The organism is Streptomyces sp. CB01201, from assembly GCF_002803085.1.
Classification (GTDB): domain Bacteria; phylum Actinomycetota; class Actinomycetes; order Streptomycetales; family Streptomycetaceae; genus Streptomyces; species Streptomyces hundungensis.
Map to the genome: position 1 here is coordinate 46,349 of NZ_NNBJ01000007.1, position 15,258 is coordinate 61,606.

11 protein-coding genes are annotated in these 15,258 nt (G+C 72.7%); 8 read left to right on the forward strand and 3 right to left on the reverse strand.

Features of this window, described 5'->3' with window-relative positions:
* Positions 1-39 precede the first annotated feature (39 nt).
* A complete protein-coding gene (locus tag CG740_RS16250) occupies positions 40-312 on the reverse strand; it encodes a hypothetical protein (RefSeq protein WP_100575858.1) in 273 nt (90 codons plus the stop codon).
* 182 nt (positions 313-494) lie between these two features.
* On the opposite strand from CG740_RS16250, the gene miaA reads away from it, so the two are divergent.
* From miaA to hflX, 6 genes are all read left to right on the forward strand, one after another.
* Positions 495-1,433, forward strand: a complete 939-nt coding sequence (miaA, locus tag CG740_RS16255) for a tRNA (adenosine(37)-N6)-dimethylallyltransferase MiaA (protein WP_100576069.1) — start codon at positions 495-497, stop codon at positions 1,431-1,433.
* A gap of 101 nt (positions 1,434-1,534) precedes the next feature.
* Positions 1,535-2,119, forward strand: a complete 585-nt coding sequence (locus tag CG740_RS16260) for a hypothetical protein (RefSeq protein ID WP_324901116.1) — start codon at positions 1,535-1,537, stop codon at positions 2,117-2,119.
* A gap of 82 nt (positions 2,120-2,201) precedes the next feature.
* Positions 2,202-3,065 carry a diaminopimelate epimerase gene (dapF, locus tag CG740_RS16265; RefSeq protein WP_100575860.1) on the forward strand — a complete coding sequence of 288 codons (864 nt, stop codon included), beginning with the start codon at positions 2,202-2,204 and terminating at the stop codon, positions 3,063-3,065.
* A gap of 208 nt (positions 3,066-3,273) precedes the next feature.
* Positions 3,274-5,358, forward strand: coding sequence for a RelA/SpoT family protein (locus CG740_RS16270; RefSeq protein ID WP_100575861.1), 2,085 nt, complete (start codon positions 3,274-3,276; stop codon positions 5,356-5,358).
* 208 nt (positions 5,359-5,566) lie between these two features.
* Complete coding sequence (locus tag CG740_RS16275; RefSeq protein WP_100575862.1) at positions 5,567-7,030, forward strand: M1 family metallopeptidase; 1,464 nt, start codon at positions 5,567-5,569, stop codon at positions 7,028-7,030.
* Between the two features lie 215 nt (positions 7,031-7,245).
* Complete coding sequence (gene hflX / locus CG740_RS16280; RefSeq protein WP_100575863.1) at positions 7,246-8,748, forward strand: GTPase HflX; 1,503 nt, start codon at positions 7,246-7,248, stop codon at positions 8,746-8,748.
* Positions 8,749-8,841: 93 nt separating this feature from the next.
* On the opposite strand, the gene CG740_RS16285 is transcribed toward hflX, so the two are convergent.
* Positions 8,842-10,011, reverse strand: a complete 1,170-nt coding sequence (locus CG740_RS16285; protein WP_100575864.1) for a trypsin-like serine peptidase — start codon at positions 10,009-10,011, stop codon at positions 8,842-8,844.
* A gap of 168 nt (positions 10,012-10,179) precedes the next feature.
* Complete coding sequence (locus CG740_RS16290) at positions 10,180-11,403, reverse strand: trypsin-like serine peptidase (RefSeq protein ID WP_199846472.1); 1,224 nt, start codon at positions 11,401-11,403, stop codon at positions 10,180-10,182.
* Positions 11,404-11,850: 447 nt separating this feature from the next.
* Between CG740_RS16290 and CG740_RS16295 the strand changes: the two genes are divergently transcribed.
* Positions 11,851-13,254 (forward strand): diaminobutyrate--2-oxoglutarate transaminase family protein, encoded by a 1,404-nt coding sequence (locus CG740_RS16295; protein ID WP_100575865.1) that lies wholly within the window; start codon positions 11,851-11,853, stop codon positions 13,252-13,254.
* Positions 13,255-13,322: 68 nt separating this feature from the next.
* Positions 13,323-15,191 carry an IucA/IucC family protein gene (locus tag CG740_RS16300; RefSeq protein ID WP_100575866.1) on the forward strand — a complete coding sequence of 623 codons (1,869 nt, stop codon included), beginning with the start codon at positions 13,323-13,325 and terminating at the stop codon, positions 15,189-15,191.
* The last annotated feature ends 67 nt before the right edge of the window (positions 15,192-15,258 follow it).

Sequence of the window (15,258 nt, forward strand, 5' to 3'; positions counted from 1 at the left end):
GACGCGGGGCGACTGTGTGCGGAACGGAACGCGGGGCGACTACTTGCGGACGCCCTCGCCGGCCTCGTTGTCCGCCGCCGCCTCCGCCGACTGCTGCTTGGGGATCTCGACGCCCTCGGCGGCGGCCTCGGCGGGCTCCGCCGCGCCCGGCTCCTCGGCACCCTCGGACAGCTCACGGGCCTCGGCCGCCGCCGCTTCGCCGGCGGTGTCGGAGCCCGCCCCGGCCTCCGGCTCGGCCGTCAGCGTCGACCCCGCGGCCTCCTCGGTCGAAGCCTCGGCGGCCTTACGGCGAAACCTTGAAAAAACGCCCATATCTACTCCAAAACGTACTCGTGTGGGCGAAATCCCGCGCCGACCGGAGCGCCTCATTGCGTCGCCCGGCGGCACCGGTCGGCAAACCGGCGTTCGGAACCTCGCAACAGGCAACGAACCCGGCCGTGTGCCGTCACGTAGCTCGTTCGGGGAGAGGCCGTGAGGTTTGCGAGACTGTGTCGGTGAGAAGCGCAGCTCCCGCACCGCGGGTCATCGCCGTAGTCGGCCCGACAGCGGCCGGAAAGTCCGATCTGGGCGTCCACCTCGCCCAGCAACTGGGCGGCGAGGTCGTCAACGCCGACTCCATGCAGCTCTACCGGGGGATGGACATCGGTACGGCCAAGCTGACGCTCGACGAGCGCGGCGGCGTCCCGCACCACCTCCTCGACATCTGGGACGTCACCGAACCGGCCAATGTGGCCACCTACCAAAAGCTCGCCCGCGCCGAGATCGACCGGCTGCTCGCCGCGGGCCGCACCCCCGTCCTCGTCGGCGGATCCGGGCTCTACGTACGCGGCGCGATCGACGTGCTCGAATTCCCCGGCACCGACCCCGCAGTACGTGCCCGCCTGGAGGGCGAATTGGACGAGCAGGGCCCCGGCGCCCTGCACGCCCGCCTCGCGGCCGCCGACCCGGAGGCGGCCCGCGCGATCCTGCCCGGCAACGGCCGCAGGATCGTCCGCGCACTCGAAGTGATCGAGATCACCGGCCGCCCCTTCACCGCCAACCTGCCCACCCATGAATCCGTGTACGACACCGTGCAGATCGGCGTGGACGTCGGCCGCCCGGAGCTCGACGAACGCATCGCCCTGCGCGTCGACCGGATGTGGGAGGCGGGACTCGTCGACGAGGTGCGCGCCCTGGAGGAGCGCGGGCTGCGCGCGGGGCGCACCGCGTCGCGCGCGCTCGGCTACCAGCAGGTGCTCGACGCGTTCGCCGGCGAGTGCACCGAGGAGGCGGCGCGCGCCGAAACGGTCCGCGCCACCAAGCGCTTCGCACGCCGTCAGGACTCCTGGTTCCGGCGCGATCCGCGCGTCAACTGGCTCAGCGGAGCGATGGCGGACCGGGCGGAACTCCCGGGCCGGGCGCTGGCGTTGGTCGAACGAGCGGTCACAGCCTGATCACGTGATGGCATCGGGACGCCCCGCCGGTCATCGCGGCGCCGCTGCCCGTGCCATCATCAAACGTCGATCGACCAGTGGAGTCCGAGTTGGGAGGGCGCGTGGCGATGGAGGCCGGCCCTCGCGACAGAGAGCAGGGATCGCGGCAGGACACCGCGCGCCCCGGCTCGACGGGCCCCGATGCGCCGCTGCCGCACCCCGCGCGAGCGGAATCCGCCGCGGACACCGCCGAAGGCGGGCGGGGTCCGGGCAGTGCGTCGCCGACCCTGGGCTCCGCGGTACTCGGCGCCTCGGGCCTGAGCCCGGACGGCCCGGAGGATGGCTCCGTCGGAGCGGTCCCCGACGGCGGCGAGGTCGAGGTCGAACTGCGCCCCCAGCGCCGCCTGAGAATCTGGCAGCTCGCCCCCATCGTCATGCTCGCCGCCCTCGGCTCGCTCATGTTCGCCTTCCCCCTCGCCTTCGAGTTCGGCGACGGCGGACCGGTCGTGGCCATGCTCGGACTGCTCATCAGCTGCTGCGCCGCCGGCTGGGGCATGATGGCCGCCCGCCGCGTCGGCCACACCTGGCCGGGACTGCCCGGCCGGGGCTCGCGCGAGCGCCCCAACTGGCGGGTCCTCGCCCTGTACGTGGGCCTCGCCGCGATCCTCGTCACGCTCGCCGTCTGGCGCGTGGCACGGCTGCGCTGAACCCGGCACCGGCGCTGGACCCGGCACCGGGTGCCGGCGGCCGCACCGGCCGGCTGTCGGCGCGCCCCCGTACGATTGACGCGTGAACACCTCACCCATCGCCTTCCTCAAGGGCCACGGCACCCAGAACGACTTCGTGATCGTCCCCGACGCGGACAACGCGCTCGACCTGCCCGCCGACGCGGTCGCCCGGCTCTGCGACCGCCGGGCCGGAATCGGCGGCGACGGGCTGCTCCACGTGGTGCGCAGCGCCGCCCACCCCGAGGCGAAGGTCATGGCCGACGAGGCCGAATGGTTCATGGACTACCGCAACGGCGACGGCTCGATCGCCGAAATGTGCGGCAACGGCGTCCGCGTCTTCGCCTGGTACCTGGTGCGCGCCGGTCTCGTCGAAGCGGGCGACCTCGCGATCGCCACGCGCGGCGGCGTCAAGAAGGCACACGTCGCCAAGGGGGGCGACGTCACCGTCTCCATGGGCCGCGCCCTGCTCCCCGAGGCCGGTGTCACGGTCACCGTGGACGGCCGCAGCTGGCCCGCCCGCAACGTGAACATGGGCAACCCGCACGCGGTGGCGTTCGTGGACGCGCTGGACCACGCCGGTGACCTGCGCTCGGCGCCCCCGTTCAGCCCCGCGGGGGTCTACCCGGACGGGGTGAACGTCGAGTTCGTCGTGGACCGCGGCCCGCGCCACGTGGCGATGCGGGTCCACGAGCGCGGCGCGGGCGAGACCCTGTCGTGCGGCACCGGCGCCTGCGCGGTCGCCGTCGCCACCGCCCGCAGGGACGGTACGGACCCGGCGCGCACCGGCACCCCGGTGACGTACACCGTCGACCTTCCGGGCGGAACGCTGGTCATCACCGAGCACCCGGACGGCGAGATCGAGATGACGGGCGGCGCGGCGATCGTCGCCGAGGGCGTCATCGACCCCTCGCTCCTGGCCCGCTGACCGGCCGGGCGGGGCAGGCGCCCCGCCCGTGACCGGACCGGTCGGATGCGAAACGGCGATGGCCGAAACCTTCGCTCGAATGGGTGATCCGGTTCACGCTCGGCGAGAGCGGGACTGCGCCACGTGGTGGGGTCGGTAGCATCAAGCACCGGTCCGAAGGGGCACGCCGGTCCCTCACCACCGGTCGATGCCGCCGGAGGTGCCCCCCATGAGTGCAGAGGCTCCACATCCTGGTGCTCCCAGCCGCCGCCGCGGCCGCCCCCGGATCGACCTCCGCCGCCTCGGCCGAGCCGCCCTGCTCGGCCCCGTCCCCCGCGACCGGCTGCCCGACGCCATCGGGCACGTGGCCGACGCCCACCGGGCCCACCACCCCGACGCCGACCTCGCCGTACTGCACCGGGCGTACGTCCTCGCGGAAACGTCCCACCGCGGCCAGTTCCGCAAGAGCGGCGAGCCCTACATCACCCACCCCCTCGCCGTGACCCTGATCCTCGCCGAACTCGGCGCGGAGACAACGACGTTGACCGCCTCACTGCTCCACGACACCGTCGAGGACACCGAGGTGACGCTCGATCAGGTACGGTCCGAGTTCGGTGCGGAAGTCGCCTATCTGGTGGACGGCGTCACCAAACTGGAGAAGGTCGACTACGGGGCCGCCGCCGAACCCGAGACCTTCCGCAAGATGCTGGTCGCCACCGGCGACGACGTACGCGTCATGTCCATCAAACTCGCCGACCGGCTGCACAACATGCGCACCCTCGGCGTGATGCGGCCCGAGAAACAGGCCCGGATCGCCAAGGTGACCCGGGACGTCCTGATCCCGCTCGCCGAACGCCTGGGGGTGCAGGCCCTCAAGTCCGAGCTGGAGGACCTGGTCTTCGCGATCCTGCACCCCGAGGAGTACGAACGCACCCGACTCCTGATCGCGGCCAACTCCGGCGCCCTCGACCCCCTCACCGGCATCGCCGACGGGGTGCGCGCGGTACTGCGCGAGGCCGGGATCAACGCCGAAGTCCTCATCCGGCCACGGCACTTCGTCTCCGTGCACCGGGTACAGCTCAAGCGCGGCGAACTGCGCGGCAGCGACTTCGGCCGGCTGCTCGTCCTGGTCGGCGAGGACGCCGACTGCTACGCGGTCCTCGGCGAACTCCACACCTGCTTCACGCCGGTCGTCTCCGAGTTCAAGGACTTCATCGCCGCGCCCAAGTTCAACCTGTACCAGTCGCTGCACACCGCGGTCGTCGGGCCCGGCGGCGAAGTCGCCGAAGTCCTCATCCGCACCCACCAGATGCACATGGTCGCCGAGGCCGGCGTCATCGCGCTCGGCAACCCGTACGCGGGCGGCCCCGGCGACGGCACGCAGCCCAACGGCGACGAGCGGCAGGACCCGACCAGGCCGGGCTGGCTCTCCCGCCTCCTGGACTGGCAGCAGAACGCCCCCGACCCCGACACCTTCTGGTCCTCGCTGCGCGAGGAACTCGCCGGCGACAGCGAGATCACGGTGTTCTGCGCCGACGGCCACACCCTCGTCCTGCCGGCCGGCGCGAGCTGTGTGGACGCGGCGTACGCACAGTACGGGGCGGTCGCCCACGGCTGTATCGGCGCCCGCGTCAACGGCCGCCTGGCGACGCTCAGTACGGTCCTGCACGACGGCGACACGGTGCAGCTCCTGCTCGCCCAGGACCCCACGTCCGGACCTTCCGCCGAGTGGCTCGACCACGCGAGGACCCCGGCCGCGCGGATCGCGATCAGCGGCTGGCTCGCGGTCAACCCGGAAGGCGTCAAGATCCCGGCCGCGGCCCCGCGGCCCCAGGTCAACGTCCCCGCCGACCGGCGCTCGGCCGGGAACGCGGTGACCGACCTGCCCGATGTGACGGTCCGCCTCGCCGGCTGCTGCACCCCCGTGCCGCCGGACACCGTCACCGGGTTCTCGGTCCGCGGCGCCGCCGTGACCGTCCACCGCCAGGAGTGTCCGGCCGTCGCGCGGATGAAGGCGGTGGGGCGGGCGCCCGTGGAGGTGCGCTGGGGCGAGGCCGCCGCGTGCCGGGTCACCCTGGTCGCCGAGGCCTTCGGCCGCCCGCGGCTGCTCGCCGACCTCACGGAGGCCATCGCCGCCGCCGACGTGGCCGTCGTCTCGGCCACCATCGAACCCCCCAGCGAACAACGCGTCCGCCACACCTACACCCTCCAACTCCCCGACGCGGCAGGCCTTCCCGCGCTCATGCGGGCCATGCGGGACGTGGCCGGGGTGTACGACGTGAGCCGGGCGCAGCATCCGGCGGCGGCGGGCTGACGATCATTGCCGGACGGGTGCGCGATGACAGCTTTCGTCATCTGACATTCACCATCCGTCAGCATCCGTCAGCATCCGTCGCCATCCGTCAGCGCCCGTCGCCCGCCCCCGTCGGCGCCCCCTCGCCGCCCCCCCCGGAACCCCCCGTTCGGGTGGCCCTCATGCGAGTCGGCCCGGCGGGGGCTCCTGCCGCTGGTAGCGGTAGTCCATGCCGCTCACCCCCCGCCGCCCCCGTTCCCGCCGTCTGCGTGCCGTGCTGCTTGCCGCCGCCGCGGCGTCCGTCGTCGCCGCGGCGCTGCCCGCCCCGGTGCCGCTGGGCATCGGGGACCCGCTGTTCCCGCATCTGGGCAACCCCGGGTACGACGTCCTCGCGTACGACATCGGGCTGTCCTATCCGGGGAACAACAGCACGCCCCTGGAGGCGGTCACCACCATCGACGCCGTCGCGACCGACGGTCTGGAGCGGATCAACCTCGACTTCGCGCGGGGCACGGTGCACGGTGTCGAGGTCAACGGGCGGGCCGCGGAGTTCGCGAGCGCCGACGAGGACCTCGTGATCACCCCGCAGGAGCCCGTCCGCGCCGGCGAGCGGCTGCGGATCACGGTGCGGCACACCAGCGACCCGAAGGCGGCCACGGACGGCGGCTGGGTGCGCACCACCGACGGCCTGGTGATGGCCAACCAGGCCGATGCCGCCCACCGGGTGTTCCCCTGCAACGACCATCCCTCCGACAAGGCGTACTTCACCTTCCATGTGTCGGCGCCCGCGGACGTGACGGTCGTCGCCAACGGGGTGCCGGCCGCCCGGGAGCGCCGCGGCGGGCGGGTCGTGTCGACGTACCGCAGCAGCCACCCGATGGCGACGGAGCTGGCGCAGGTGTCGATCGGGCGCTCGGCGGTGCTGCACCGCGAGGGGCCGCACGGGCTGCCGGTCCGCGATGTGGTCCCGGCCGCCGACCGGGACCGTCTGGAGCCGTGGCTGGAGAAGACGCCGGGGCACATCGCCTGGATGGAGCGGCAGGTCGGGCCGTATCCGTTCGAGACGTACGGGGTGCTCATCGCGGGCGCCGAGACCGGGTTCGAGCTGGAGACGCAGACCCTGTCGCTGTTCGAGCGGTCGCTGTTCGTGCGGCCCGAGTTCCCCGCCTGGTACGTCGACTCGGTGATGGTGCACGAGCTGGCCCACCACTGGTTCGGGGACAGTGTCACGCCCCGCTCGTGGTCGGACCTGTGGCTGAACGAGGGGCACGCCACCTGGTACGAGGCTCGGTACGCCGAGGAGTTCGGCAAGCACCCCATGGAACAGCGGATGAAGAACGCCTATGCGCTGTCGGACGGCTGGCGGGCGGCGGGCGGTCCGCCGGCGGCGCCGAGGGCGGCCGCGCCGGGCCAGAAGATCGGCATCTTCCGGCCGATCGTCTACGACGGCAGCGCGCTGGTCCTGTACGCGCTGCGGCAGGAGATCGGGCCGAAGGCGTTCGACCGGCTTGAGCGGCGCTGGGTGCGCGACCACCGCGACTCGACGGCGTCGACGGCCGACTTCTCCGCGCTGGCCTCGCGGATCGCGGGCCGTGATCTGTCCGGGTTCTTCCGGGCGTGGCTGTACGGGGAGAAGACGCCGGCGATGCCGGGGCACCCCGACTGGCACAGCCGGGCGCCCCGGCACGCCTGACCGGCCACGGGGCCGTGCCGGGCCCCGCAGGGCCCGGAGGGCCGGAAAACCGGGATGACGGCCCCGGAGGCACCGTGCGACCATCGTTGTCGTCGGCGGCGCCGCCGGGGCCGATTCCGTCCGGGAATCATTGGGGCTCATGACGCGTTGTGACCGACACAGCCGGAATTCCTCGTGGGGCTCCGGTCCGGAATTCCAACGACGTAAAGGATCCAATGACCTCCTCTTCATCCCCTTCCCAGGACGAGCAGAGCTTCGCGGACACGCACCGCACCGAGAGCCTTCGGGCCGATGCCCTGATGGAAGAGGACGTCGCCTGGAGCCACGAGATCGACGGAGCGCGGGACGGCGAGCAGCTGGACCGCTCCGAGCGTGCCGCCCTGCGGCGCGTCGCGGGCCTGTCCACCGAGCTCGAAGACGTCACCGAGGTCGAGTACCGGCAGCTGCGCCTGGAGCGCGTGGTGCTGGTCGGCGTCTGGACCACGGGGACGCTCAAGGACGCGGAGAATTCGCTCGCGGAGCTCGCGGCCCTCGCCGAGACGGCGGGCGCCCTGGTGCTCGACGGCGTCTACCAGCGCCGTGACAAGCCCGACCCGGCCACCTACATCGGCTCCGGCAAGGCGCAGGAGCTGCGGGACATCGTTCTGGAGACCGGCGCGGACACGGTGGTGTGCGACGGTGAGCTGAGTCCCGGCCAGCTGATTCACCTCGAAGACGTCGTCAAGGTGAAGGTGGTCGACCGGACCGCGCTGATCCTCGACATCTTCGCCCAGCACGCCAAGTCCCGCGAGGGCAAGGCGCAGGTGTCCCTGGCTCAGATGCAGTACATGCTGCCGCGGCTGCGCGGCTGGGGTCAGTCGCTGTCGCGTCAGATGGGCGGCGGCGGGTCCAGCGGTGGCGGTGGTATGGCCACGCGTGGTCCCGGTGAGACCAAGATCGAGACGGACCGGCGGCGGATCCGCGAGAAGATGGCGAAGATGCGCCGGGAGATCGCGGAGATGAAGACGGGCCGCGAGATCAAGCGTCAGGAACGGCGTCGCAACAAGGTGCCCTCGGTCGCGATCGCGGGCTACACCAACGCCGGAAAGTCCTCGCTGCTCAACCGTCTGACGGGTGCGGGTGTGCTGGTGGAGAACGCTCTGTTCGCCACCCTCGACCCGACCGTGCGCCGGGCCGAGACGCCCAGCGGGCGGCTGTACACGTTGGCGGACACGGTCGGGTTCGTCCGGCATCTGCCGCACCACCTGGTCGAGGCGTTCCGTTCCACGATGGAGGAGGTCGGCGACTCCGACCTGATCCTGCATGTGGTCGACGGGGCGCATCCCGACCCGGAGGAGCAGCTGGCGGCCGTGCGCGAGGTGATCCGTGACGTGGGCGCGGTGGACGTGCCGGAGATCGTCGTGATCAACAAGGCGGACGCGGCGGACCCGTTGGTCCTCCAGCGGCTGCTGCGGATCGAGCGGCATTCGATCGCGGTCTCGGCGCGTACCGGTGAGGGCATGGCGGAGCTGCTCGCGCTCATCGACGCCGAACTGCCGCGTCCGCGGATCGAGATCGAGGCGCTGGTGCCGTATACGCACGGGCAGTTGGTCGCCCGGGCGCACGCCGAGGGCGAGGTGATCTCCGAGGAGCACGTCGCGGAGGGCACGGTGCTCAAGGCGCGGGTGCACGAGGTGCTCGCCGCGGAGCTCGCCCCCTATGTGCCGGCCGCGCACTGAGCGCAGGCAAGGCGGTAGTGCAGGGCACGAGGCCCGCCCCTTCCGGTGAGGGGGCGGGCCTCGTGCCGTGTGCGGTGGCCCGTGGTGCGGGGGTTACCGGCCGCCGTACTTCGCGCTCATCGAGTCGAAGAGGGCCTTCGCGCCGGCGCCGAGCTGGGGTCCGGCCAGCCAGCCCGAAGTGACCGGGCCGATCGAGGTGTTGGAGACCAGCTGGGCCTTGCCGTCGGGGCCGTTCATGAACCAGCCGCCGCCGGAGGAGCCGCCGGTCATGGTGCAGCCGATGCGGTACATCGCGGGTGTGCCGGGGCTGATGGACAGCTGGCCGGGGCGGTCGACGCAGCGGAACATCTGGAGGCCGTCGTACGGGGGAGCGGCCGGGTAGCCCCAGGCGCCCATGGAGGAGACGGAGTGGGCCTTGGGGGCGGAGAAGTTGACGGTCAGGGCGTTGCCGACGGTCTCCTCCAGGGACTTGGTGCCGTTCTCCGCCTTCACGTGGAGGACCGCGTAGTCGTAGGGCGCGCCGGTGCCGCCGGTCGGGCCGCCGTCGTTGATCCACTCGCCGGAGGTGGAGGCCCAGTCGGCCCAGAAGACGCCGTAGGGCGCGATCTGCTGCGGCTGTGCGTTGTTGAGTGCCGCCGCCGACTTGCCCTGGTCGTTGTAGGAGGGCACGAAGGCGATGTTGCGGTACCAGCCGCCGGAGCCGCCCTGGTGGACGCAGTGGCCGGCGGTCCACACCAGGTTGGACTTGCCGGGGTGGGCCGGGTCCTTGACGACGGTGCCCGAGCAGACCATGGGGCCCTTGGGGGAGTCGAAGAACACCTTGCCGACCGGGGCCGCGTAGTTGTGGTAGGGCAGCTTCTCCTGGACGGCCCGGACGGGCGCGGGCTCCGGGTCGGAGATGCCGGTGCCGCCGCTCGCTTCACCGGCGGCCATGGTCTTCTGCGGGTCCTTGGCGGACTTCATCCGGTCGGGCTTCCACAGGCCGTCGACGACCGGGTTGACGAAGTCCTTGGCCTCGCGCAGCCAGGTGCTCCTGTCCCAGTTGCGCCAGCCGCCGTTCTTGTACTTGTCCAGGTCGACGCCGTGCTTCTTGAGGGCGTCGGCGAGGTCGGACGGGCTCGTCGAACCGCCGCCCGCCCGGGCGGAGTCGGAGGCGGACGGTTTGCTGTCCGCGCCGTCGCCGCCCTGGCCGCACGCGGTGGCGGTCAGTGCGAGAGCCGCGGCCAGGCCGGAGGCGGCGAGCAGCGGACGTATGGATCGCATGGATACGGTTCCCCCTGATGTGTTGCCCCCACGGGCAGGTGTTGCCATGTACGTGTCATGGCGGTGGGCGGACCGGTTCCCGGGCCGCCCACCGCGGGCCCTACTATGCCTGCTCGGCGGGAGCGGGACGCACGGGGGCCCCGGCGTTCACAGGACCCCCGCACGGCGCTAACGCCCGGCGTACTTGGTGCTCACCGAGTCGTAGACGCCCTTGGCTTCCTTGCCCAGGCGCGGGCCGGCCAGCCAGCCCGCGGTGACCGGGCCGATGGAGGTGTTGGAGACGAGCGAGGGCCTGCCGTCCGAACCCGTGGCGATCCAGCCGCCGCCGGAGGAGCCGCCGGTCATGGTGCAGCCGATGCGGTACATCGTGGGCAGGCTCGCGGCGAGCGAGAGCCGGCCCGGCTTGTCCTTGCACTGGAACAGCTTCTGGCCGTCGTAAGGAGGCGCCGCCGGGAAGCCGTTGGCCGACATCGTGCTGATCTTCGGCACGGCCGGGGCGTTGAAGTCGACCGGGAGCGCCCCGCCGACCGTCTCCTCAAGGGACTTGCCGTTCGAGCCCTTCTCCGGCGTCACGTGCAGCACCGCGAAGTCGTAGGGCGCGCCCTGCCCGCCGGTCGGGCCGCCGCCCTCGATCCACTGCTGCGAGGTCTGCGCCCAGTCCGCCCAGTACACCCCGTACGGGGCGATCTGCTGCCGGGTGGCCTTCTGCAACTGGGCCGTGGGCAGGGCGGCGTTGTTGTACGAGGGCACGAAGGCGATGTTGCGGTACCAGCCGCCCTTGGCGCCCGCGTGCACGCAGTGGCCCGCGGTCCACACCAGGTTGGACTTGCCGGGGTGCGCCGGGTCCTTGACGACCGTCGCGGAGCACACCATCGAACCCTCGGGGCTGTCGAAGAACAGCTTGCCCAGCTCCGGCAGGTTCTGGTGGTACGGGGCCTTCACCGCGGCGGCCTTCACACGCGCGGGCGTCGGGTCCGTGATGCCCTTGTCGCCGGAGATGTCATTGGGGACGGTCTTCTCCGGGGGCTTGTCCGCCTTGCGCATCCGGTCCGGGTCCCACAGGCCCTGGATGATCGGGTTCACATAGTCCTTGGCCTCGCGCAGCCACGTGGCCCGGTCCCAGTTGCGCCACTCGCCGTTCTTCCACTTGTCCAGGTCGATCCCGTGCTTCTTGAGCTGGTCCAGCACATCGCTGGGGATCTGGACCTGGCCGGTGCCGCTCGCGGTTGCCGAGGCCGACGGCTTGCTGTCGGCCGTCGAGCCGCCGGGCCCGCAGGCGGTGACGGTCAGCGCGAGCGCGGCCGTCAGGCCGAGGGCGGCGAGGGCCGGCGAGACCCTCCGGCGCGTTCCCTTCCCCGGATGCTCGGCACTCAACGGGCGTGTGGGTCGCATGTCGAATTCCCCCTGGAACTTCGTCTTCACAGCGTCTTTGTCTTCTGAACTCGTCGTCTTCTGAACTCGTCGCACCGGTCGCACCCGTCGCACCTGCCGAGCACGTCGAGCGCGTCCCGTCGAGCACGTCGAGCACGTCGAGCGCGTCCAGCGCGGCACCGGGGCCCGGTGCCGCGATGCGGCCCCCACTATGCCGGTGCCGGTGGAGACGGCCGTCGGCAGGGCCGCGGTTCCGTGCCCGCGGCCCTGCCGTGCGGCGTGCGAACCGTCCGGCCGCTCCGGTAAGGCGAACCTTGCTTCGGTGCAAGGAACTTGCCGTCGGCCCGTGATCCGGCGGTGTCGGCGTCGTTGGTACGTACGGGGGACATCAGCACAGCGTTCAGCGTGGGCGTACGAGCCGCGCAACGGACGCGACACGGAACCGTCACAGCGGGAGGAACAGCAGTCGTGGCCGTCACCGAACCAGCAATGACGGCGCCGCCCGGCGCCCACGAGGGAATCCTGCGCCGGCAGTCCCTGCGGGAGTCGGCGGCCCGCACCTATGCGCGGTCGCTGCCCATCGTGCCCGTGCGGGCGCGCGGGCTGACCATCGAGGGGGCCGACGGGCGGCGCTATCTCGACTGCCTCTCGGGCGCGGGAACGCTGGCGCTCGGCCACAACCACCCAGTGGTGCTCGAAGCGATCCGCACGGTCCTCGACTCGGGGGCGCCGCTGCACGTCCTGGACCTCGCGACGCCGGTCAAGGACGCCTTCACCACCGAGCTCTTCGCCACCCTGCCGCGCGAACTCGCCGAGAACGGACGCATCCAGTTCTGCGGACCGGCCGGCACGGACGCCGTGGAAGCCGCCCTGAAACTCGTGCGCACCGCCACCGGCCGCACCGGCATGCTCGCCTTCACCGGCGCCTATCACGGCATGACCGCGGGCGCCCTCGCCGTCTCCGGCGGGGCCCGCGACGTCCAGGTGACCCGGCTGCCCTACCCGCACAACTACCGCTGCCCGTACGGGATCGGCGGCGAGCGCGGGGCCGAGATCGCCGCCCGCTGGACCGAGAACCTCCTCGACGACCCCAAGGGCGGTGTCCCCGCACCGGCCGGGATGATCGTCGAGCCGGTGCAGGGGGAGGGCGGTGTGAACCCGGCGCCCGACGCGTGGCTGCGCCGGATGCGGGAGATCACCGCGCGCCGCTCCATCCCGCTGATCGCCGACGAGGTGCAGACGGGCGTCGGCCGCACCGGCACCTTCTGGGCCGTCGAACACAGCGGGATCGTGCCCGATGTGATGGTCCTTTCCAAGGCCATCGGCGGCTCGCTGCCGCTCGCCGTGATCGTGTACCGCGACAGTCTCGACGCGTGGAAGCCGGGCGCGCACGCCGGTACGTTCCGCGGCAACCAGCTCGCCATGGCGGCCGGCGCGGCCACGCTCGCGTACGTCCGTGAACACCGGCTCGCCGAGCGGGCGGCCGTCCTCGGGGCGCGCATGCTCGGCCAGTTGCAGGGCCTCGCCGCCGACCACCCCTGCATCGGTGACGTCCGGGGCCGGGGCCTGATGATCGGTGTCGAGCTCGTCGACCCCGAGCGCGAGGACCTCAGCTCCGGCAGCCCGCCGCCACCCGCCCCCGACCTCGCCGCCGTCGTCCAGCAGGAGTGCCTGCGCCGCGGGCTCATCGTCGAACTCGGCGGCCGGCACTCCAGCGTCGTACGGCTGCTTCCGCCGCTCACCCTCACCGACGAACAGGCCGTGGCCGTACTCGACCGGCTCGCCGACGCGCTGGCCGCCGCCCGCGCCCCGCACCCGGGGGCCGCGGAGGCCGGCGCGCACCGCCGCGCCGGGACCGGACCGACGCACTGATCCCGGACCAGCCCACGACCTCCCAGGACCTCCCAGGACCACCCGACGAACACCCGAGGAAGACCGCCGTGAATCGCACCCCCGCACCCGACGCGCACGAGGCCGAAGGCCCCCTCGGCGCCCACCGCGGCCCGGTCGTCGCCGAGTCGACGACGGTGCCGCGCCAGAAGGCCGGGATCCACGGCGAACGACTGACCTGCCTGTCCGAGCCGGACCCGCTGGACGCCGCCGACCCGGAGGCCGCCGCCGAAGCGGCCGCCGTCGAGAACCTGCTGCGCTGCTGGGTGCGCGAGAACGACCTGGCCGCACCCGACGGCCCGCTCCTGCGCATCGCGCTGCCCGCCAGCGGCACCGCCCTGCTCGTGCCCGTGCGGTACTGGTCGCCCACCGGCTGGCACCGGTTCGCCCGGCCCGCCCTGCACGGCGGCGCGGCCGACGCCCCGCCCGCCGACGCCGTCACCGTCGCCGCCCTCCTCGGCCGCGAGGCGGGCGGGAGCGGAGGCGCCGACCTGGTGGGGCGCGTCGCCGACTCGGTCCGCCGCACGGCGGAGTTCATCGCCGACCGACGCACCCGCCCCGGCCCGCGCGCGTGCGCCGACCTCTTCCTCACCGCCGAGCAGTCCCTCCTGCTCGGCCATCCCCTGCACCCCACCCCCAAGAGCCGCGAAGGCCTGTCCGACACCGAAGTGCGCCGCTACTCGCCCGAGTTGTACGGCTCCTTCGCGCTGCACTGGCTGGCGGCCGACCCCGCCGTCCTCGCCTGCGACTCCGCCTGGACCGAGGGCGGCCGTACCATCGGTGCCGCGCAGCTGGCCCTCCGGTTCGCCGACGGCCTCCAACTCCCGCCCGGAACCGTCCCGTTGCCCCTGCACCCCTGGCAGGCCCGCGACGTCACCCAACGCCCCGCCGTCGCCGCCCTCCTCGACGCCGGGCTCCTGTACGACCTGGGCCCGCACGGCGAGCCCTGGCACCCCACGTCCTCGGTGCGCACCGTGCACCGCCCCGGCGCCGACGCCATGCTCAAGCTGTCGCTCGGCGTGCGCATCACCAACTCCCGCCGGGAGAACCTCCGCAAGGAACTCCACCGGGGCGTGGAGGTCCACCGGCTCCTCCGGGCCGGCCTCGGCGAGGAATGGCAAGCCGCCCACCCCTGCTTCGACATCGTCCGCGACCCCGCCTGGCTCGCCGTCGACACCCCCGACGGCGAGCCCCTGCCGGGCCTCGACGTGGTGGTGCGCCACAACCCCTTCGCATCCGGCGACGACGCCGTCTGCATCGCCGCCCTCACCGCGCCGCGCCCCATGCCGGGCCGCGCCGCCATGCACTCGCGGCTCGCCGACATCGTGGGCCGCCTCGCCGCCCGCACCGGCCGCCCCACCACTGCCGTCGGCGCCGAGTGGTTCCTGCGCTACCTCGACCAGGTCGTACGCCCGCTGCTCTGGCTGGACGGCACGGCGGGCATCGCCCTGGAGGCGCACCAGCAGAACACCCTCGTCCTGCTCGACCCGGACGGCTGGCCCGTCGGCGGCCGCTACCGCGACAACCAGGGCTACTACTTCCGCGCATCGCACCGCGCGGCCCTGGAGCGCCGCCTGCCCGGCGTCGGTGCCACCAGCGACACGTTCGTGCCCGACGCCGTCACCGACGAACGCTTCGCCTACTACCTCGGCATCAACAACATCCTCGGCCTCATCGGCGCCTTCGGTGCCCAGCATCTCGCCGACGAACGCGTCCTGCTCGCCGCCCTGCGCCAGTTCCTCACCAAGGCCACCGGCCTCGGCTCGCCCCTGCCCGCCCAGTTGCTCGACAGCGCGACACTGCGCTGCAAGGCCAACCTGCTGACCCGGCTGCACGGCCTCGACGAACTCGTCGGCCCGGTCGACACCCAGTCCGTCTACGTCACCATCACCAACCCCCTTCACACCAACGGGACTTGACCCGTATCCACTGCTGAGAGGAGCGTCGCCGTGCCCCCCACCGATGCGAGCACCGACGCCGGCGCAG

What these genes read in the sequence shown, in the direction of transcription:
- CG740_RS16250 (WP_100575858.1), bottom strand. Translation starts at nt 312, where the DNA reads ATGGGCGTTTTTTCAAGGTTTCGCCGTAAGGCCGCCGAGGCTTCGACC.
- CG740_RS16270 (WP_100575861.1), top strand. Translation starts at nt 3,274, where the DNA reads ATGAGTGCAGAGGCTCCACATCCTGGTGCTCCCAGCCGCCGCCGCGGC.
- CG740_RS16275 (WP_100575862.1), top strand. Translation starts at nt 5,567, where the DNA reads ATGCCGCTCACCCCCCGCCGCCCCCGTTCCCGCCGTCTGCGTGCCGTG.
- hflX (WP_100575863.1), top strand. Translation starts at nt 7,246, where the DNA reads ATGACCTCCTCTTCATCCCCTTCCCAGGACGAGCAGAGCTTCGCGGAC.
- CG740_RS16285 (WP_100575864.1), bottom strand. Translation starts at nt 10,011, where the DNA reads ATGCGATCCATACGTCCGCTGCTCGCCGCCTCCGGCCTGGCCGCGGCT.
- CG740_RS16290 (WP_199846472.1), bottom strand. Translation starts at nt 11,403, where the DNA reads ATGCGACCCACACGCCCGTTGAGTGCCGAGCATCCGGGGAAGGGAACG.